Source organism: Janibacter terrae NBRC 107853, from assembly GCF_001591405.1.
In the GTDB taxonomy this organism is placed as follows: domain Bacteria; phylum Actinomycetota; class Actinomycetes; order Actinomycetales; family Dermatophilaceae; genus Janibacter; species Janibacter terrae.
The window spans coordinates 72,013-91,041 of the sequence record NZ_BCUV01000006.1 but is presented as its reverse complement, the minus strand read 5'-3'; the positions used below and the strand labels follow the sequence as shown (position 1 = coordinate 91,041).

The window sequence follows — 19,029 nt, the reverse complement described above, 5'->3', positions numbered from 1 at the left end:
GAGAAGTATCGCCCCGTCGGACCCCCGATCGCCCGGGCCCAAGGTCCTCAGTCGTCGCGGTCCGCCGGGACCGTCCACGACAAGGCGGTGCCGGTCGGGACCCGCTGGCCCAGCTCGAAGCTGCCCCCCCGGGCAGCGGCCCGCGTCCCGAGGTTGACCAGACCGCTGCGCGCGCTGGCTGGGTCCATGCCGATGCCGTCGTCCGTCACCACGACCCTGAGCTCGTCCTCGCACTGCACGTGCACCCGGACCTCCTGGGCGCGGGCGTGCTTGGCGACATTGGTGAGCGCCTCACGGACCACGGCGACCAGATCGGCCGACAGCCCGTCGGTCAGGCCGGTCAGCCTCCCCTCGATGACCAGGGCGGGCTCGAAGCCGAGGCTCTGCGCCGCATCGTCGATCAGCTCGCCGATCGCGTCACGGATCGTCCCGACCGGCAGGCGGTGGAGCGCGTAGATCGTGTGCCGGATGTCCTTGATGGCGCCGTCGAGGTCGTCGACCGCGTCGTCGAGCCGCTCCCGCACGGTGGGGTGCACCGCCAGGCGCGCCGCGGACTGGAGCGAGAGCCCGGTGGCGAAGAGTCGCTGGATCACGTGGTCGTGCATGTCCCGGGCGATCCGGTCGCGGTCCTCGAGGAGCGCGACCAGGGCCTGGTCGCGCCGCGAGCGGGCGGCGAGCAGGGCCACGCCGGCGTGCTGCCCGAAATCGGCGAAGGGCTGGATGACGTCGACCTCGGAGGGATCGTCGTCCCGCGTCCACACGACGACCAGGAAGCCGAGCCGGTCATGCTGCGGGCCCAACGGCAGGGCGGCGAAGCTGCCCGCCTCGGCACCCATCAGCTCGGCCACGCGCCGGGCCGCAGCGTCCGCCCCCGGCCCCGCACGTCTGCTCCGGTGCACCGGGCCACTGATCCCGTCCCACCCGTCGGCGTCCACTCTGCTGCCCACCGCGAGAGGTGTCTCGTCAGAGGGGGCGGGTGCACGCCGGTTCGTCGCCCGCACCACCAGGAAGTGCTCCTCCTCGTACAGCAGCACGAACGACACGTCAGCGCCGGTGCGTTCGCGGGCGAGGACGGCCATCTGCTCCAGTGCGGTCTGCTCCCCGGGGCCGGCGAGGAAGGCCTGGGTCAACGCGGCCTGGGCCTCGGACCACGCCCGCAGGTTCTTGCTCGAGGCGTACAACCGAGCATTGTCGATGGCCACGCCCGCGGCTGCCGCGAGCGCCGTGAGCAGGGCCTCGTCGTCCTGCGAGAACTCCGCGGCCCCCTCCTTCTCCGTCAGGTACAGGTTGCCGAAGACCTCGTCGCGGATGCGCACCGGCGCACCGAGGAAGCTGTGCATCGGTGGATGATGTGGTGGGAAGCCGTGGGACCTGGGGTGCTCCGACAGGTCCCTCAGCCGCTGCGGTCGCGGTTCCCGGATGAGCAGACCGAGGATGCCGTGCCCGTGCGGCAGAGCACCGATGTCGGACCGTTGCTCGGTGGTGATGCCATGGGTGACGAACTCGGCGAGGGAGTCGCCGTCCTGCCCGAGCACGCCGAGGGCTCCGTAACGAGCACCCACCAGCGCGCACGCCGAGCGGACGATGTGGGCGAGCACCTCGGACAGCTCGAGGTCGGAGCTGATGACGGCGACGGTCTCCAGCAGGTCGACCGCGCCCTTGGAGGTGCTGCCCGCGCCGCTCGTCCCGGTCGCGTGCTCGTCGTCCCCGGAGCCGCTCATTGGCCGATCCTAGGGCGTGGACCCGCTCCGACGGGGCAGGGAGTGACCCCCGGGACCTTGGTCCCGACCTGTCGAAGGGGGACATTGGTCCCTGCCCCGGAGGGCGCTCGGCGAGCAGGATCAGAAGTGTCCGACAGACGGGCGTACTGCCAGCGAGAGGGAGAACAGGTCATGAGCACCCATGCCAAGCACTTCTGGAGCGCTGCGCCCGCGCAGCCCCGGGTCGGGACGACGTCCGCGACGCTCACCGCGGAGCGCGCCGTGCCCTACGTGATGGCCACGCTGCGCCTCAGCCTCGGCTGGGTGTTCCTGTGGGCCTTCCTCGACAAGCTGTTCGCGCTGGGCTTCGCCACCGGCCGCAACCCCGAGACAGGCGTGGTCGACCGGTTCGGTCCCGACGCGTGGATCAACGGCGGCTCGCCCACCCTCGGCTTCCTGAAGTTCGGTACCGACGGCCCGCTGGCCGACTTCTACCAGAGCTTCGCCGCGGCCGCCTGGGCCGACTGGCTCTTCATGATCGGCCTGGCAGCGATCGGTCTGTCGCTGATGCTGGGTGTCGGGATGCGTATCGCCGCCGCAGCGGGCGCGCTCATGCTCGTGCTGATGTGGAGCGCGGCACTGCCTCCGGCGAACAACCCCTTCATGGACGACCACCTGGTCTACGCGCTGGCGCTCGTCGCGCTGGCCCTCATGGGGGCAGGCAGGACGTGGGGGCTGGGCAGGATGTGGGAGCGCCTCCCCTTCGTGCAGCGTCACAGCTTCCTGAAGTAGTCGCCCACCGCAGCACGGGGCCGGGGAGACATGGCCTCCCCGGCCCCGTGCTGCACCTGCGCGGCCGTCACCACCGCCAGGTGAACCCGAAGGCCCCCGGGCCGGCGTCCTCGAGCACGAGCGACGCCCGATGGTGCTCGTCCAGGGCGACCCCGCCGAGGAACCGGAAGTCCTGGCCCGGGGCGCGCTCCACGCGGATCACCTGCGCGGGCGGCACCTCGAACTCGACCGACACGACGAGGGACCGCGCGGTGTGCAGCGGTCCCCAGACGAAGCCGTCGGCGTCGCCCTCACCCGCGGGGCCCTCGTCGCTGATGTCGTACGCGTAGGCGTGGGTCGCCCCCTTCGCCAGCCGCGTGGTGAGCCCGACCTCGAAGACCGCGACATTGCTCTCGGGGAAGATCCGGCGGCTGATGAGGTCGCAGCCCAGCAGCGGCGTGAACCGCAGGTCTGCGGCGTCGGTGGTCGCGTCACCGTTCTGCACGTTGAAGACGCGGTCCAGACCGTCCGCGACGGCGGCGATGCCGCAGTGGCAGGCGGTGTGGACGAGGCGGCGACCAGCGGAGACCCGGGTCCGCCACATCTGGCTGATGACCCGGTACGACCCCAGGGCCGGCCTCGTGAGCGCATCGATCTGCTCGAGCTCGGGCTCGGAGGGGTCGACGAGCAGCTGGTCGAAGCCGGTCGGCTGGGGCGTGGCCCAGGCGTGCAGGAACTCCGCCTGCTCCTGCGGTCCGAGGTGCAGCGCGACTGCGAGCTGCTGCAGGGTCGCGATCTGGGGCCGGTGGATCTCGCCGCGCTCGAGGCCGCGGATCGTGCGTGTGCTCACGCCGGAGTCGTGTCCCAGGTCGTCCTGGGTGCGGCCCCGCTGACGTCGCAGCGCGCGCAGCATCGGGCCGCCGGCCGGTGCACGCGTCATGGGTCCCACCTTGCCAAAGACACCGGGTTCCCGCTCGGTGTCAACCGACCCCGGGTGGTCCCGGGCGCGGAGAAGGGGCCGCCCCCGGGTGCGAGGGACGGCCCCAGATCCCCCCGGAGCGTTGCAACATCAACGAAGTTAGACGGGCAGCTCGCCACACACCAGCATCTGCGTCGAAGTTGCCGCTGGCTTGCCGTTCCTGCCGTCGTCGGCTCGACCGCGCGTACGCTGGGAGCGTGGCGCACCCCCTGATGTTCGACCCGAGGGACCCGCTGCTCCTGCAGGTCCGGGAGATCGCTCTCGACCTGCCGGGGGCGGACGAGAAGATCAGCCACGGCCATCCCGCGTTCTTCACGAAGAAGGTCTTCGCGTACTTCGCAGGCTCCGTGAAGGTGGACGGGGCGTGGTCGCAGCACGAGCACTCCCTCGTCGTCCTGCCGGACGAGGAGGAGGCCCGGGCGCTGCTCGAGGAGCCGCGCTGCTACCGACCGGCCTACCTCGGTCCGAGTGGCTGGGTCGGCGTCGACCTCGACGAGGGTACCGACTGGCTGGAGGTCGCCGAGCTCGTCGAGTCCTCGTACCGGCGCACCGCGCGCACGCTGGACATCGCCCGGCTGGACGCCCGGTGACGCCTATCCTCGGCGGGTGGAGTTCGCGCGCTTCGGGTCGACGACGTGGTCCGACCCGGTGCAGGTCAGCCACGACCCGGCCGACCTGGAGTCCGGGTGCTGGGCGGTCGTGCTCACCTTCGAGGGCGAGCTCACCGCGGTCCGCTTCGCCCGCAGGGACGAAGGGGGAGGACCGCCCGGTGTCGCAGCGCGCTGGCCCGCGGTGACCGGCTGGACGTCCTCCCTCGACCGCGACGGGTACGTCGCCGGGGTCGAGGAGGTCCGCGCCCGCATCGCGGCGGGCACCGTCTACCAGGTCAACCTCACGACGGTCCTCGAGGCGGCCCTGCCGGACGAGGCGCACCTGCCCGACCTGGCGGCCGTGCTCGCGCGGGGCAACCCCGCCCCCTTCGCCGGGGTGCTGCACGTCCCCTCCGCGGGGGTCGACGTGGTGACCGCCTCGCCCGAGCGCTACCTGACCCGCACCGGCGACCGGTTGCTCTCGACCCCCATCAAGGGGACCGCGCCCACGCTCGGGCAGATGCTGCCCAAGGACGTCGCGGAGAACGTCATGATCGTCGACCTCGTGCGCAACGACCTGCAGCACGTCTGCGCGTCGGGCAGCGTCGTCGTCGAGCGGATCTGCGCGCCGGAGGAGCACCCGGGGCTCGTCCACCTCGTGAGCGATGTCGCCGGGACCCTGCGGCCGGGGACGACGTGGGCGGAGGTGCTCCGGGCAAGCTTCCCGCCCGGCTCGGTGAGCGGTGCACCCAAGTCGAGCGCGCTGACCACGATCCGCGACCTCGAACCGGTGCCGAGGGGTCCGTACTGCGGCGCGATCGGCTGGGTCGACGCCGACCACCCGGACGGTCCGCGCGGGGAACTCGCGGTGGGGATCCGCACGTTCAGCGCTGTGGTGGACCCGGACGGGGTGCGCCGGCTGCGCTTCGGGACCGGGGCGGGCATCACGTGGTCGTCGAGCCCGCAGGGGGAGTGGTCCGAGTGCGAGCTCAAGGCCCGCAACCTCGTGGGACTGGCATCTGGAAGAGTGGGGACATGAGCAGCGAGGTCAGGGTCTGGGTCAACGGATCACTCGTGGGGACGCAGGAGCCGGCGCTCGCCGCCCTCGACCACGGCATCACCGTGGGGGACGGTGCCTTCGAGACCTGCAAGATCGTCGACGGGGAGGTCTTCGCCGCCGACCGGCACTACGCGCGCCTGGACCGCACACTCGGTGGCCTCGGCCTCCCTGCCGCCGACCGCGACGTCATCGAGGAGGGCGTGCGCGCCGTCCTCGGGGCCGGCGAGACGATCGGCTTCGGCCGGCTGCGCTACACCGTGACCGCCGGGCTCGGCCCGCTCGGCTCCGACCGAGGCGACAGCGGGCTGACCTACATCGTCACGGCGGCGGAGGTCCCCCCCTTCGCCCCGAGCATCGCGATCGCGACGGTGCCGTGGACGCGCAACGAGCGCGCCGCCACCGCCGGTCTCAAGACGACCTCGTACGCGGACAACGTCATCGCGCTGGCCCACGCCAAGGCGAAGGGGGCGTCGGAGGCGATCTTCGGCAACACCCGTGACGAGCTCTGCGAGGCGACCGGCAGCAACATCTTCGTCGTCGTCGACGGTGTCGTGCGCACTCCGCCGCTGAGCAGCGGACCGCTCGCCGGGATCACCCGTGAGCTGACGATCGAGTGGGCGCGGGCGGCGGGCATCGAGGTCGTCGAGGAGGCCATGCCGCTCACCGTCCTCGAGACCGCCGACGAGGTCTTCCTCACCGGCACCACGCGTGACGTCCACCCCGTCCACGACGTCGACGGCCGCTCGCTCGAGGCGCCCGGTCCGGTCACGGCGCTCGTCCGCAAGGCCTTCGCCGAGGCCGCTGCGACAGACCTCAACCCGTGAGCACGACGGAGGCCACCATGGGGGACGTGGACACCACCGACGAGCACGTCGGCGAGGGCAAGGACGAAGGCGGCCACCGGCGGCCGTACGGGGACATCCGCCGGGAGCACCACGCGATCGTGCGCCAGGAGCTGCTCGACCGCTTCGGCGAGGACGGGCGGATCGACCCGCACGAGGACCCGGTCCGCTGGCGCCGGGCGATCCGTACGCACCCCGTCTCCGGCCCGCTCTACCGCGTCGTCGTCGCCGTGGTCGGCCTCGCGCTGATCATCGCCGGCATCCCGATGGTCCCGCTCGTCGGGCCGGGCTGGGCGGTGATCTTCGTCGGCCTCTACCTCTGGAGCACCGAGTTCTTGTGGGCCCGCCGGGTCACGCAGTTCGTCAAGGCCGAGGTCAAGGCCTTCGACCAGTACGTACGGGCGCTGCCGTGGAAGGCCAAGATCCCGATGCTGCTGCTCTCCGCGGCCTTCGGCTGGTTCTGCTTCTACCTCGCGCTGCTCGTGACCGGCGTCCCCGGCTGGACGCCCGACGCCGTCGAGCAGTACCTCGTGCAGGTCCCCGGCCTGGGCTGACGCCGACCGCCCCGCGAAGGGAGCCGATTGGCACCTTCGGGAGCGGTCCGGGTACTCTGCTCAGGTTGCCCGGCCGGGACGCTGGTTCGGGGAGCACCATGGACGTATAGCTCAGTTGGTTAGAGCGTTCGCTTCACACGCGAAAGGTCAGGGGTTCGAGTCCCTTTACGTCCACCAGCAAGCCCCCGCTCCGCTTTGCGGTCGGGGGCTTCTTCGTGTGGCTGTTTGCTCACTCCATCCCGGCGTCACGGACCTCACGGGCGTCGATCCAGGCCAGGCTTTCGTGACAACCGTTGGGGCAGACCTGCCGCGTGCTGCGGTCGTTGGCCTCGCCCGGCTCGGACCCGCTCCTCACCGGCTCGGTCTCGAGGCCGCTACCGCACACGGGACACTTCTCGAAGTCGCTCATGGTCGCCCCGTACCCGATGGCGCCTGCGCCATGCCCTGCGGGGAGCGCGAGCAGGTGCCATACAGTCACCGGCATGAGCAACATCCACTGGACCGAGGACGGCGAGCAGCGCTCGGCCCGGTGGCACTCCGAGAGCTCGGCGGCGCCCCCTTCGCGCGTCGTGGTCGTCGACGACACGCTCACCGCCGACCGGGCGTACCGGATGGCCAGGGCAGGCACCGCGCTGCTGTGGCGCGGTGACCACCACAACGCCCGCCAGCTGCTCAAGGCGCTGGACCGCCGACTCGACAAGGACGCCGCCCGACGTGGCGACGACGGCAGCGACTTCGCGACGCACCGCGCCGCCCGGGCCCGACGCGCGGAGGTCCTCGGCCGGCTCGTCGTCGAGCTCGAGGACGACCACTCCCTGCGGCTGCGTCGTGCCCCGGACGTCCGTGAGGCCGCGACCGCGGCGTACGGCGCGCCGCACCGCAAGGTCATCGCCCTGCAGGAGCTGCTCGGCGTGATCGGCGCCCACCAGTGGCAGACGAAGGGGGTGCCCGTCCCGGCGCTCGGCGAGAGCGTCCACCCGGGCTACGGGGTCTTCTCACCCGTGCGCGGCGAGTACGTCGACCTCGTGGCCGAGGCGCCGCTCGACCCGGTGCCGGCGACGGCCTTCGACCTCGGGACCGGGACCGGTGTGCTCGCAGTCCTCCTCGCGCGCCGCGGCGTCGGCCGAGTCCTCGCGACCGACCTCAACCCGCGGGCGGTGGCCTCCGCCCGCTCGACGATGGAGCAGTTCGACCTCGCCGACCGCGTCGAGGTGGTCGAGGCCGACCTCTACCCGCAGGGTCGCGCGGAGCTCGTCGTGTGCAACCCGCCGTGGCTGCCCGGCGCGCCCACCTCCGACCTCGAGGCCGGTGTCTACGACCGGGACTCGGCGATGCTCCGCGGCTTCATCAGCGGCCTCGTGGAGCACCTGGAGCCCGGCGGCGAGGGCTGGCTGGTCATCTCCGACCTCGCCGAGCACCTCGGCCTGCGCACGCGCGAGGAGCTGCTCGGGTGGTTCGCCGAGGCCGGGTTGGCGGTCGTCGGCCGACTCGACACCGCGCCGCGCCACGGCCGGGCCTCCGACGCCCGCGACGCGCTGCACGCCGCCCGGCGGGCCGAGGTCACCTCGCTCTGGCGGCTGGCGCCCATCAGCTGAGGGCCGCGACGATCGCGTCGGCCGCGGTGGCGACGTCCGCCTCGGTCGTCGACCGGCCGAGCGTCAGGCGCAGCGACCCGAGTGCGGTGTCGTGGTCGATCCCCATCGCGAGCAGCGCCGCCGGTGGGGTGTGCACCCCCGAGTGGCAGGCGCTGCCCGTGGACGCTGCGACGGCCGTGGCCGACTCCAGCACCTCGGCGCCGACGCGACCGGGCACCACGACCATGAACGTGTTGGGCAGGCAGCCGGTGGCAGGGGACACCCGCACGATGCCAGGGACGTCGCGAACGAGCCTGTCCCAGAGGCCATCTCGCAACCGGGACTGTCGACCCCCTTCGTCCTCGAGCAGGCGGGCGGCGAGCTCGGCGGCGACACCGAGCCCGACGATGCCCGCGACGTTCTCCGTCCCCGGCCGCAGACCACCCTCCTGGCCGGCGCCGCGCAGGACCGGGGCGATCGTCGTGCCACGGCGCACGTAGAGGGCACCGACCCCCTTCGGCCCGTAGAGCTTGTGGCCGGCGACGGAGAGCAGGTCCACGACGAGCTCGTCGACGCAGACGGGGACCTTGCCGACCGCCTGCGCCGCGTCCGCGTGGACCCGACCCCCGGCGTCGTGGACCCGCTCCGCGAAGTCCGCCACGGGCTGGATCGCCCCCGTCTCGTTGTGCGCAAGGATCAGCGTCCCGAGGCCGAGCGGCGTGACGGGGAACTCGTCGAGCCGCACGCGGCACGCGTCGTCCACGGGCAGCTCCTGGACGCGCCACCCCTGCTCCTGCAGGTGCGCCAACGGCGCGACGGTCGCCGGGTGCTCGACGCCGGAGGTGAGCGCCCGGTGCGTCGACGCCACCGCGGCGACCCCGCGGATCGCGAGGTTGTTGGACTCGGTGCCTCCCGAGGTGAAGACGATCTCGTCGGCGTGGGCACCGATCACCGCCGCGACCTGCTCCCGGGCCGCGGCGACAGCGGCCGCCGCGCGCCGACCTGACGGCGAGGCGCTCGACGGGTTGCCGAAGTGCTCCGTGAGGTACGGCCACATCGCCGCGGCGACCTCGGGCGCCAGGGGGGTCGTCGCGTTGTGGTCGAGGTGGATCGGGTCCTGACCGGCCATGCACCCATCCTGCCGCGCGATGATGGTCCTGTGCCGACCCACCTCCCCTTCGCCCAGGTCGACGTCTTCGCGGCCACTCCCTACCGCGGCAACCCGCTGGCCGTCGTCCTCGACGCGTCGGGGCTCACGGACGAGCAGATGCAGGCCGTGGCGCGCTGGACCAACCTCTCCGAGACCTCCTTCGTCCTGCCGCCGACGTCCGACGCGGCCGACTACCTGGTGCGCATCTGGACCCCGCAGGGCGAGCTCCCCTTCGCCGGGCACCCGACCCTCGGGACGGCGCACGCGTGGCTCGAGCACGGGGGGAGCCCCCGGGACGCGGACGTCGTGCGGCAGGAGTGCGGCCTCGGGATCGTCATGGTGCGAAGGGGGGCCGCCGGGCTCGCCTTCGCCGCACCACCGCTGCGCCGGACCGGGCCCCTGGACGACGCCGACGTCGAGCGCGTCGCGGAGGCACTCGGCATCGCCACCGAGCAGATCCTCGACCACCAGTGGGTCGACAACGGGCCGAGGTGGTGCGCGGTCCGCCTCGGCTCCGCGGAGCAGGTGCGCGCGGTCGAGCCGGACCTCACGCACGCGGGCGACCTCGAGATCGGTGTCGTCGGCATGCACCCGAAGGGCGGCCCCCACCTCTACGAGGTCCGGGCCTTCGTCCCCGGGCTGGGCGTCGTCGAGGACCCGGTGACCGGCAGCCTCAACGCCGGGATCGCCCAGTGGCTGATCGGCGCCGGCGTCGCACCGCGCCGGTACACCGCGACCCAGGGCTCCTGCGTGCAGCGCGACGGGGTCATCTCGATCGAGGCCGACGACGACGGCCGGGTGTGGGTCGGCGGGGCCACCACCACCCTCGTCCGGGGGGACATCTCCATCTGAGCGGGACGCTGGCGCCCGTAGGCTGGTCACATGCCCACGATCATCACAGACCAGAAGACGCGAGTGGTCAGCGCGCCCCTCGCGATCCTCGTCGCGATCCTGTCCGCCGGCTACATGCTGCCCTGGGCGATCGCCGCCGTGCGGGGCAACCGCAACGCCTGGTCGGTGTTCTGGATCAACCTGCTGCTCGGCTGGACCGTCGTCGGCTGGGTCGTCGCCCTCGTCATGTCGATCAAGGAGCACCGCGTCCTCGGGGTGCGCTGAGCCGCGTCCGAGGCTGGGCCCGTGGAGAACTCGCTGGTGCCCTGCCGCGCGATCGGAGAGGATCTCCCCTCGTGGGACATGTCGACGTGGCCGGGGTCCGGTACGAGCTCTCGGACGGGCGCGTGCTGCTCGACGAGGTCTCCTTCCGCGTGGGGGAGGGCGCCAAGGTCGCGCTCGTCGGTGCCAACGGCGCCGGCAAGACCACGCTCATGCGGATCGTCACCGGTGAGCTGACGCAGCACGCCGGCTCGGTCTCGCGCACGGGCGGGCTGGGCGTCATGCGCCAGCACGTGGGCGCCGGCCTCGGGGACCGGCCCACGGTCGCCGACCTGCTCCTGTCGGTGTCGCCACCCGCCGTGCGTGACGCCGCCGCGGAGGTCGACCGGCTCGAGCTGGCCCTCATGGAGACCGAGGACGAGCGCACCCAGATGCGCTACGCCACGGCGCTGTCCGACTACGCGGACGCCGGCGGCTACGACCAAGAGGTCGTCTGGGACGTGTGCGCGACCGCGGCGCTGGGCGTCCCCTTCGAGCGGTGCCGGTACCGGGAGCTCAGCACGCTCTCCGGCGGCGAGCAGAAGCGGCTCGTCCTCGAGTACCTGCTGCGCGGCCCCGACGAGGTCCTGCTCCTCGACGAGCCGGACAACTACCTCGACGTGCCCGGCAAGATCTGGATGGAGGAGCAGATCCGCGAGAGCGCCAAGACGATCCTCTACATCAGCCACGACCGCGAGCTGCTCGCCAACACCGCCACGCGCGTCGTCACCGTCGAGCTCGGCAGTGCCGGCAACCGGGCGTGGACGCACCCCGGCGGCTTCGGCAGCTACCACGCGGCGCGGCAGGAGCGGTTCGCGCGCTTCGAGGAGCTGCGCAAGCGTTGGGACGAGGAGCACGCCAAGCTCAAGGCGCTCGTGCTCATGTACAAGCAGAAGTCGAAGTACAACTCCGACATGGCCACGCGGTACCAGTCCGCCCAGACCCGTCTGGCGCGCTTCGTCGCAGAGGGGCCACCGAGCGAGCAGCCGCGCGAGCAGAAGGTCACCATGCGCCTGCACGGCGGACGCACCGGCAAGCGCGCGGTCGTCTGCGAGCGGCTCGAGCTGACCGGCCTCATGCAGCCCTTCGACCTCGAGGTCTGGTACGGCGAGCGGGTCGCGGTCCTCGGGTCCAACGGCTCCGGCAAGTCGCACTTCCTGCGGCTGCTCGCCGCCGGTGGGAGCGACCCCGAGCCGGAGAACCTCCCCGTCGGCGAGGCCGTCATCGCGCCGGTCGAGCACAGCGGGCGGGCGCGTCTCGGTGCCCGCGTGCGGCCGGGCTGGTTCGTCCAGACGCACGAGCACCCCGAGCTCGTCGGCCGCACGCTCCTCGAGATCCTCCACCGCGGCGACGACCACCGCTCCGGCCTGGGGCGTGAGGCGGCCAGTCGCGTCCTCGACCGGTACGAGCTCGCGCACGCGGGTGAGCAGGCCTTCGAGTCGCTGTCGGGAGGGCAGCAGGCGCGGTTCCAGATCCTGCTGCTGGAGCTGTCGGGCGCCACCCTCCTGCTCCTCGACGAGCCCACCGACAACCTCGACGTCGAGTCCGCCGAGGCGCTGGAGGAGGGGCTCGATGCCTTCGAGGGGACCGTCCTCGCCGTCACGCACGACCGCTGGTTCGCCCGGGGCTTCGACCGCTTCCTCGTCTACGGGGCCGACGGTCGAGTGCGCGAGACCGATGGCCCCGTCTGGGACGAAGGGCGGGTCGCGCGCCAGCGCTGACGGCCTTCGCGCCGGCCTCAGAGCCCGGCCAGGTCGTCCATCATCTCGGTGGTCAGCCACGCCCGCGGGATCGCGAAGGCGTCGACGAGCGTGCCGGCGTGGGGGCGGACCTCGCCGAGCAGCTGGTTGGTCCGGGCGACGACCCCCTTCGCCTGGCTCGAGCTGAGGCGACCGTGCTCGATGTACCAGGCGCGGTGTGCCTCCACGGTGCTGAAGACGTAGAGGTCGCAGACGGTCGCGAGCAGCTCACGGGCCGGACCCTCCGGGACGGTGTCGATCGCGGTGACGAAGGCCTCCAGCGCGATCCGGTCGACGTGGGCCCGGGCGGTCTCGAGCAGGTGGTCCTGTGCGTCGTTGAAGACCGCGAACTGGTCGGCCCCCTCGTCACCGGCCCGGCGCAGACGCATCGCGAGCGTCTCGGTCAGGTGCCGCTCCCGGTCCTCGAAGAGCGCGAGCTGACCGCCGCGGTCGTCGAGCGCGTCGTCCCCGTCCCTCCCCGGCGCGCCCGAGAGCAGGCGCTGGATGAGCGAGCCGCCGATGGTGTGCTCGATGACGGAGGTCGTCGCCTGCCGCGCACCGAAGAGGATCGCCCCGCGGGTGTCGAGATCGGTGAACTCCGTCCTGTAGCTGGTGAGCATGCCCTTGGCGAGCAGCTGCAGCAGGACGGTGTTGTCGCCCTCGAAGGTCGTGAAGACATCCGTGTCGGCCTTGAGGTCGGCGAACCGGTTGAGGCTCATGTACCCCGCGCCGCCGCACGCCTCGCGGCAGGCCTGGATCGTGTCGGTGGCGTGCTCGGTGGTCATCGCCTTCAGGCCCGCCGCCCGCGACTCCAGCTCCCGCTGCTCCTGCTCGGAGTCGATCTCGCCGGAGGCGATGGCCGCCAGCTTCTCCACGAGCGCGTTCTGCGCGAGGGCCAGGGCGTAGGAGCGCGCCAGGCGGGGGAGGAGCTTGCGCTGGTGACCGCGGTAGTCGAGGATCGCGACCTCCCGCTCGCTGTCGGGGTGGTGGAACTGCGTGCGCTCGAGGCCGTACCGGACGGCGAGGGTGAGGGCGCTGCGCGTCGCAGCGCCGGCGCCGCCACCGACCGTGACCCGGCCGCGCACGAGGGTGCCCAGCATCGTGAAGAAGCGGCGGTTGACGCTCTCGATCGGCGAGCTGTATGTCCCCTCGTCGTCGATCGCGCCGTACGTGTCGAGCAGGTTGTCGCGGGGGACGCGGACCCGGTCGAACATCAGCCGGCCGTTGTCGACGCCGCGCAGGCCCATCTTGGCGCCGCAGTCGCTGATGGTGACACCCGGCATCGGCTGCCCGTCCTCGTCCCGGATCGGGACGAGGACGCAGTGCACCCCCTGGCCCTCCCCGCCGACGACGAGCTGGGCGAAGACCGCGGCGAGCCGGGCGTCGCGGGCGGCCCCGCCGATGTAGTCCTTGCGGGCCGCGGGCGAAGGGGAGTGGACCACCAGCTCGTCGGTGGCCGGGTCGTACGTCGCCGTGGTGAGGATCGACTGGACGTCCGACCCGTGCCCCGTCTCGGTCATCGCGAAGCAGCCGGGCAGGGACAGGTCGGCGGCGCCGGACAGGTACCGCTGGTGGTGCCGCTCGGTGCCGAGCGCGGCGATCGCGCCCCCGAAGAGGCCGAACTGCACGCCGGCCTTGACGAAGACCGACAGGTCGCCGTGGCCGATCATCTCCAGCCCCGTGACGGAGGCGCCGACGTCGCCCGCCCCGCCCACGGACTCGGGCAGTCCCGCACGGACGAGATCGCTGCCGCCCAACCGGGTGCACATCTCGAGCGTGCGCCGACGGTGCTCCTCCAGCCCGAGCTCGAGGGCCGGCACGGCGACGGGGAAGTCGGGGTCCGCCCGGAGCTGCTGCCGGACCCCCGCCCACCGACCGTCGAGGACGGTGCGGATCTGCTCGGCGACGGGGTCCAGGGTCTGCTCGGCGCTCATGCTCGGCACTCTTCCAGACCCACCGGGCCCGGGCAGTGGCGTGGCGCACCCTCGCGGCGGGTCACGTCATGCACCACAACCACGGTCTTGCTGCATCACGTGACCCTCTGCGGGGTGGGGAGGGGCGAAGGGGACGTCGCCGGCAGGCGGGAGAGAGCGACCGCGGCCAGCAGCGCGGACACCGAGCAGATCCCCCAGACGACGAGGTAGCCGACCATGGGCGCGTGGCCGGTGGTCGGGTCGGAGATGCTGCCGGTCGACGCGAGGGCGACCGCGAAGAGGGCCGAGGCCAGGCAACCGCCGACCGTCTTGGTCGCGTTGGTCAGTCCCGCGGCCTCGGCGGTACCCCCGTGCTGTGCGGCCTGGGCCGCCGCAGCGGGCAGCGAGGCGACGAGCGCCCCGGACCCCACGCCGGCGAGGCCCATCGCCAGCATCGCGTGGACGAGCGCGTCGTGGAGTGGGATGAAGGTCCCGTAGCCGATCGCGACGAGCACCGCGGCGGTGACGAGCATCCACCGCACACCCAGCCGGCGGGCCGCCAGCGGCGAGAGCAGCGCGCCGATCGCCATGGCGACGACGTAGAGGCCGATGAGGTTGGCGATCGCGCCGGCGTCGACCCCGAGGCCGTAGCCGACCTCGGCCGGGTCGGTGCGGGCGAAGGTCGACAGTGGGATCTGGGCGCCGAGCACGCTCATGCCGAAGAGGGCCGCGGCCAGCTGGACCGGCCACATGCCGGGCGCGGCGAGCGAGCGGACGTCGACCAGCGGCGAGTCGCTGGCGCGCTCGACCCGGACGAAGAGCGCCATGACCGCGAGTCCTGCGACGACGAGTGCCCAGGCGAGGAGGCTGGCCAGCCCCTGCAGCCGCACGACGACCAGGCCGCCCAGGACGAGCAGCAGGCCCACGCTGAGCAGCCCGGTCCCGGCGAGGTCGAGCCGGCCCGTGGCCGGGGCGGACTCGTCGCGCACCCCGAGGACGATGGCGACGAGGGCGATGGTCGTCGCCGCCGCGGGGATGGACAGGATCGCCGTCATGCCCCAGACCGGTTGCAGCGCACCGGCGCTCAGCGCGCCGACGATGACGCCGACCTCGAGCGCCAGGACGAGCAGGGCGGCGCCCCGGCGGACCAGGGCCGGGCGGTCGGGGGAGTCGCGCGATCGCTCGTGGAGGATCGCGATCTCCATCGGCAGCCAGACCGTGTAGGCGCCCTGCAGCCCCCAGCCGACGAGGAAGGTCCAGAAGCCGGGCGCGAGGGCGACGAGCCACCCGCCCGCGGCGGTGACGAGCGTGGCGATGATGAGCACCCGTCGGTGGCCGTGGAGGTCGCCGAGCCGGGACAGCACGGGCACCGCGAGTGCCGAGACGATGAGCTGCACCGCCTCGAACCAGTTGACGTCGCCGTCGGCGATCCGCAGGTGGTCGGCGATGTCGCTGTAGATCGGCGTGTAGTAGCCCTGCAGGATGCCCGACGCGATCTCGACGGCGGCGAGGAAGCCGACGAGGCGCCAGATGATGGGGCTCACCGGCCCGCCGCCACGTCGCCCAGACCCTCGAGCAGCGTGCGGTACCAACGGATCCCGTCGAGGAAGTCCGCCACGCCCAGCCGCTCGTCGTAGCCGTGGATCGCCTCACGCTGCTCGGCGTCCATCCGGAAAGGGGCGAAGCGGTAGACCCGCGGGCAGATCGTCGTGAAGTGTCGTGAGTCGGTCGCCGCGTACATGACGTACGGCACGGGCACGGCCTCCGGGAAGACGGTGGTCACGGTGCGCTCGAGGAGGGCGAAGGCCGGGTCGTCGACGGGGGAGACGGGGCTGGGGTCGTGCGCACCCTCGACGTCGACCTCGATCTCGGACCCGACGATGCGTCGCACCCGGGCGGTCGCGGCCGCCGCCGTCTCGCCGACCGCGATGCGCAGGTTGAGCCAGGCGCGCACGGAGGTCGGGCTGACGTTGACCGCCGGCGAGCCGGACAGCATCGTCACCGCCACCGTGGTGCGTGCGAGCGCCGCTGCCTCCGGTCCGGCGGCCACGAGGAGGCGTGCCAGCGCGCTCGGGAAGCGATCGGCGTGCTCGGCGAGGGGCCGCACCGGCCGGGGCAGGAGCGGGGCCAGGCGCCGCAGCATCTCGAGGGCGGCGGGGGAGAGGCGCGCCGGGAAGGGGTGCCGCTCGAGTCGGGTGATGGCGCCTGCGATGCGGGCGGCGGGACCCCCCTTCGCCGGGCGTGAGGCGTGTCCTCCGCGACCGCTGGCGGTGAGGCGAAGGGAGAGGGTCCCCTTCTCGGAGACGCCCACGACCCCGAGCGGCCGGGTGACCCCGGGGAAGGCGTCGGAGGCGACGGCGCCCCCTTCGTCCAGCACGCACCACGGCGTGACGCCACGCGAGCGCAGGATCTCCACGGCCTGCTGCGCGCAGGAGCCCATGACCTCCTCGTCGCTGCCGAAGGAGAGCCAGACCTCCCGCGCCGGACGAATACCGTCCGCCAGGAGCGACTCCACCGCCGCGATGACCGCGACGAGCTGCCCCTTGTCGTCGAGCGTCCCGCGACCCCAGATGACGCCGTCGACGACCTCCGCGGCGAGCGGCGGGTGCGTCCACCGCGACTCGTCGCCCAGGGGCACGACGTCCATGTGCGCCATGAGGACGACCGGGTCGGCGGACGCCGTGGGGGAGGCGGGGTCGGGCGGCACCCGGATCAGCAACCCGTGGGGCGGGACGTCGAGGACCTCGCCGACGGAGTGGGTGAGCGGGAAGTGCTCGCGCAGCAGCCGGTGCAGCTCGAGGAAGGGGGCCGCGTCGGTCTCGCCACCGTCGGGCGCCGCGACGGTGTGCAGCCTCAGGAGGTCGCGAAGGGCGGTGACGCTCGCGGGCTCGGACGCGGCCATGGGGAGGGACATGCGCAGACACTACGCACGGGGGTCAGTCGGCGGGGCGCTTCCAGGCGATCGCGATGCCGGACCACGCGAGGTCGCTGAGGTGCTCGGTCACCTGCTCCCGGCTGAAGTCGGCGGCGAGGCCGGCGAGCCAGGCATCGGCGCCGGCCCGCACGAGCCCGACGAGGGACTGGCCCCACAGGATCGCCGGTGCCGGGTCGTTGCCGCGGTCGACGAGTGCGGAGGAGATCAGCTCGCTGATCTGGCCGGCCATCTTGCCGGTCGCGCTCGCCACCGCCTCGGCGGCGTTGCCGGACGTCGAGGAGCCCACGATCGGCGCCGAGACGATGAAGCGGTAGAGCTCGGGGTCGCGCTCGACGAGGGCGAGGTAGGCATCGATCGCCGCCCGGATCACCGAGCGCGGGTCGAGGTCGAGGGCCCCGAGCCCGGTGCCCCTGGTGTTCTCACCGAGGACATTGCCGATGTCACGGATGATGAGCTCGTCGACGCGCTCGGCGACCGCCAGGTAGAGACCGCGGCGGTCGGTGAAGTGGCGGTAGAAGACGGTCTTGGAGGTCCCTGCCTCGGAGGCGAGCTCGTCCATGCCGACGCCGGCGCCCCGGCTGCGGATGGTGCGCATCGCCGACTCGACGAGCTCCTTGCGTCGCTGCTGGCGATGCACCTCCCAGCGGGCGCTGCGGCCGTCGGTGGTGGTCCTCACAGGACTGGACGGTAGCAGGTACTCCCGGTACCTGCTACCGTCCGTATCGCATAAGTGCAGACAACGATCCAGGAGACCTGTCGTGCCCAACAACCTGCCGCGTCGCGCCGCCGTCCTCGGTGGCAACCGCATCCCCTTCGCCCGCCAGTTCGGCCCGTACGCCGAGGCCTCCAACCAGGACATGTTCACCGCTGCCCTCGACGGGCTCGTCGCCCGGTACAACCTCAGCGGCAAGCACCTGGACGAGGTCGTCGGTGGGGCGGTCATCAAGCACTCCCGCGACTTCAACCTCACCCGCGAGTCGGTCCTCGGCTCCGCCCTGGCCCCGACCACCTCGGCCTACGACCTGCAGCAGGCCTGCGGCACCGGTCTCGAGGCCGCGATCCTCGTGTCCAACAAGATCAAGCTCGGCCAGATCGAGTCCGGTGCCGCCGGCGGCGTCGACACCGCCTCCGATGCGCCGATCATGGTCACCGAGTCGCTGCGCAAGAAGCTGCTGGGGGTCAACCGCGCGAAGGGGGGCAAGGCCCGGGCCCTCGCCCTGGCCAGGGTCCGCCCGACCGATCTGGGCATCTCCACGCCGGCCAACGTCGAGCCGCGCACCGGCCTGTCCATGGGGGAGCACATGGCCATCACCGCCAAGAAGTGGGGCATCACCCGCGAGGCGCAGGACCAGCTCGCGGTCAACAGCCACAAGAATCTCGCCCGCTCCTACGACGAGGGCTTCCACGACGACCTCGTCACCAGCTTCATGGGCCTGTCCAAGGACCAGAACCTGCGTCCCGACTCCTCCATGGAGAAGTTGGCGAGGCTCAATCCGGTCTTCGGCAAGGGCGACGGCGCGACGATGACCGCCGGCAACTCGACGCCGCTCACCGACGGCGCCTCCGTCGTGCTCCTGGGCTCCGAGGAGTGGGCCGCCGAGCAGGGCCTGACGCCCCTCGCGTGGTTCGTCGACGGCCAGGCCGCCGCGGTCGACTACGTGCACGGCGCCGAGGGCCTGCTCATGGCCCCCGCCTACGCCATCCCGCGCATGCTCGAGCGCAACGGCCTGACCCTGCAGGACTTCGACTACTACGAGATCCACGAGGCCTTCGCGGCCACGGTGCTCTCCACGCTCAAGGCCTGGGAGGACGAGGACTGGTGCCGCGAGAAGCTCGGTCGCGACTCCGCGCTCGGCTCGATCGACCGCGACAAGCTCAACGTCAACGGCTCCTCGCTGGCTGCCGGTCACCCCTTCGCCGCCACCGGCGGTCGCATCGTGGCATCCCTCGCCAAGACGCTCCACGCGAAGGGCCCGGGCAGCCGCGGCCTGATCTCCGTCTGCGCCGCCGGGGGACAGGGCGTCGTGGCCATCCTCGAGGGCGCCTGAGCCCTCCTCCACACCTGATCAA

Annotated in this window: 18 protein-coding genes and 1 tRNA gene; 11 read left to right on the top strand and 8 right to left on the bottom strand. The window is 72.5% G+C overall.

Features of this window, described 5'->3' with window-relative positions; all coding sequences use genetic code 11:
- Nucleotides 1-47 precede the first annotated feature (47 nt).
- The gene (locus JT1_RS05740; protein ID WP_068324530.1) at nt 48-1,721 is read right to left on the bottom strand and encodes a GAF domain-containing sensor histidine kinase; all 1,674 of its coding nucleotides are present in this window, start codon (nt 1,719-1,721) and stop codon (nt 48-50) included.
- Between the two features lie 171 nt (nt 1,722-1,892).
- Between JT1_RS05740 and JT1_RS05735 the strand changes: the two genes are divergently transcribed.
- A complete protein-coding gene (locus tag JT1_RS05735; protein WP_068324526.1) occupies nt 1,893-2,492 on the top strand; it encodes a DoxX family membrane protein in 600 nt (199 codons plus the stop codon).
- 67 nt (nt 2,493-2,559) lie between these two features.
- On the opposite strand, the gene JT1_RS05730 is transcribed toward JT1_RS05735, so the two are convergent.
- On the bottom strand, nt 2,560-3,411 hold the full coding sequence (locus tag JT1_RS05730) for a helix-turn-helix domain-containing protein (RefSeq protein WP_068324523.1): 852 nt from the start codon (nt 3,409-3,411) through the stop codon (nt 2,560-2,562).
- A 236-nt stretch (nt 3,412-3,647) separates the two neighbouring features.
- On the opposite strand from JT1_RS05730, the gene JT1_RS05725 reads away from it, so the two are divergent.
- The 5 genes from JT1_RS05725 to JT1_RS05705 all read left to right on the top strand — a co-directional run bounded on the left by JT1_RS05725 (nt 3,648) and on the right by JT1_RS05705 (nt 6,673).
- A complete protein-coding gene (locus tag JT1_RS05725) occupies nt 3,648-4,040 on the top strand; it encodes an MmcQ/YjbR family DNA-binding protein (protein WP_346006982.1) in 393 nt (130 codons plus the stop codon).
- A gap of 16 nt (nt 4,041-4,056) precedes the next feature.
- A complete protein-coding gene (locus JT1_RS05720; protein ID WP_068324517.1) occupies nt 4,057-5,079 on the top strand; it encodes a chorismate-binding protein in 1,023 nt (340 codons plus the stop codon).
- Entirely contained in the window at nt 5,076-5,924 is an 849-nt protein-coding gene (locus JT1_RS05715; protein ID WP_068324514.1) for an aminotransferase class IV, read from the top strand. Before JT1_RS05720 ends, JT1_RS05715 begins: the two co-directional genes overlap by 4 nt.
- A 26-nt stretch (nt 5,925-5,950) precedes the next feature.
- Nucleotides 5,951-6,496 (top strand): PGPGW domain-containing protein, encoded by a 546-nt coding sequence (locus JT1_RS05710; protein ID WP_169701873.1) that lies wholly within the window; start codon nt 5,951-5,953, stop codon nt 6,494-6,496.
- Nucleotides 6,497-6,596: 100 nt separating this feature from the next.
- Nucleotides 6,597-6,673: transfer RNA gene (locus tag JT1_RS05705), tRNA-Val, on the top strand.
- Between the two features lie 52 nt (nt 6,674-6,725).
- Here the strand turns inward: JT1_RS05705 and JT1_RS05700 are convergent.
- Nucleotides 6,726-6,905, bottom strand: coding sequence for a hypothetical protein (locus JT1_RS05700; RefSeq protein WP_169701872.1), 180 nt, complete (start codon nt 6,903-6,905; stop codon nt 6,726-6,728).
- Nucleotides 6,906-6,978: 73 nt separating this feature from the next.
- Here JT1_RS05700 and JT1_RS05695 point away from each other — a divergent pair, with 73 nt between their 5' ends.
- Nucleotides 6,979-8,091, top strand: a complete 1,113-nt coding sequence (locus JT1_RS05695) for a methyltransferase (RefSeq protein ID WP_068324506.1) — start codon at nt 6,979-6,981, stop codon at nt 8,089-8,091.
- Here JT1_RS05695 and JT1_RS05690 read toward each other — a convergent pair.
- Nucleotides 8,084-9,199 carry a cysteine desulfurase family protein gene (locus JT1_RS05690; RefSeq protein ID WP_068324503.1) on the bottom strand — a complete coding sequence of 372 codons (1,116 nt, stop codon included), beginning with the start codon at nt 9,197-9,199 and terminating at the stop codon, nt 8,084-8,086. The genes JT1_RS05695 and JT1_RS05690 overlap by 8 nt on opposite strands.
- A 30-nt stretch (nt 9,200-9,229) precedes the next feature.
- Here JT1_RS05690 and JT1_RS05685 point away from each other — a divergent pair, with 30 nt between their 5' ends.
- The 3 genes from JT1_RS05685 to JT1_RS05675 all read left to right on the top strand — a co-directional run bounded on the left by JT1_RS05685 (nt 9,230) and on the right by JT1_RS05675 (nt 12,093).
- On the top strand, nt 9,230-10,072 hold the full coding sequence (locus JT1_RS05685; RefSeq protein ID WP_068324500.1) for a PhzF family phenazine biosynthesis protein: 843 nt from the start codon (nt 9,230-9,232) through the stop codon (nt 10,070-10,072).
- 30 nt (nt 10,073-10,102) lie between these two features.
- The gene (locus JT1_RS05680; protein WP_068324497.1) at nt 10,103-10,336 is read left to right on the top strand and encodes a superinfection immunity protein; all 234 of its coding nucleotides are present in this window, start codon (nt 10,103-10,105) and stop codon (nt 10,334-10,336) included.
- 71 nt (nt 10,337-10,407) lie between these two features.
- Entirely contained in the window at nt 10,408-12,093 is a 1,686-nt protein-coding gene (locus JT1_RS05675; RefSeq protein WP_068324495.1) for an ABC-F family ATP-binding cassette domain-containing protein, read from the top strand.
- 17 nt (nt 12,094-12,110) lie between these two features.
- Here the strand turns inward: JT1_RS05675 and JT1_RS05670 are convergent, their stop codons facing one another.
- The 4 genes from JT1_RS05670 to JT1_RS18265 all read right to left on the bottom strand — a co-directional run bounded on the left by JT1_RS05670 (nt 12,111) and on the right by JT1_RS18265 (nt 17,635).
- Nucleotides 12,111-14,045: an acyl-CoA dehydrogenase family protein gene (locus JT1_RS05670; RefSeq protein WP_169701871.1), complete on the bottom strand. Its 1,935-nt coding sequence runs from the start codon at nt 14,043-14,045 to the stop codon at nt 12,111-12,113.
- Nucleotides 14,046-14,140: 95 nt separating this feature from the next.
- Nucleotides 14,141-15,568: an MFS transporter gene (locus JT1_RS05665; protein ID WP_068324492.1), complete on the bottom strand. Its 1,428-nt coding sequence runs from the start codon at nt 15,566-15,568 to the stop codon at nt 14,141-14,143.
- Complete coding sequence (locus tag JT1_RS05660) at nt 15,565-16,938, bottom strand: M20/M25/M40 family metallo-hydrolase (protein ID WP_255218266.1); 1,374 nt, start codon at nt 16,936-16,938, stop codon at nt 15,565-15,567. The genes JT1_RS05665 and JT1_RS05660 overlap by 4 nt, the downstream gene beginning before the upstream one ends.
- 22 nt (nt 16,939-16,960) lie before the next feature.
- Complete coding sequence (locus tag JT1_RS18265) at nt 16,961-17,635, bottom strand: TetR/AcrR family transcriptional regulator (protein WP_068324486.1); 675 nt, start codon at nt 17,633-17,635, stop codon at nt 16,961-16,963.
- A gap of 82 nt (nt 17,636-17,717) precedes the next feature.
- Here JT1_RS18265 and JT1_RS05650 point away from each other — a divergent pair, with 82 nt between their 5' ends.
- Nucleotides 17,718-19,007 carry an acetyl-CoA C-acetyltransferase gene (locus JT1_RS05650; protein ID WP_068324484.1) on the top strand — a complete coding sequence of 430 codons (1,290 nt, stop codon included), beginning with the start codon at nt 17,718-17,720 and terminating at the stop codon, nt 19,005-19,007.
- The last annotated feature ends 22 nt before the right edge of the window (nt 19,008-19,029 follow it).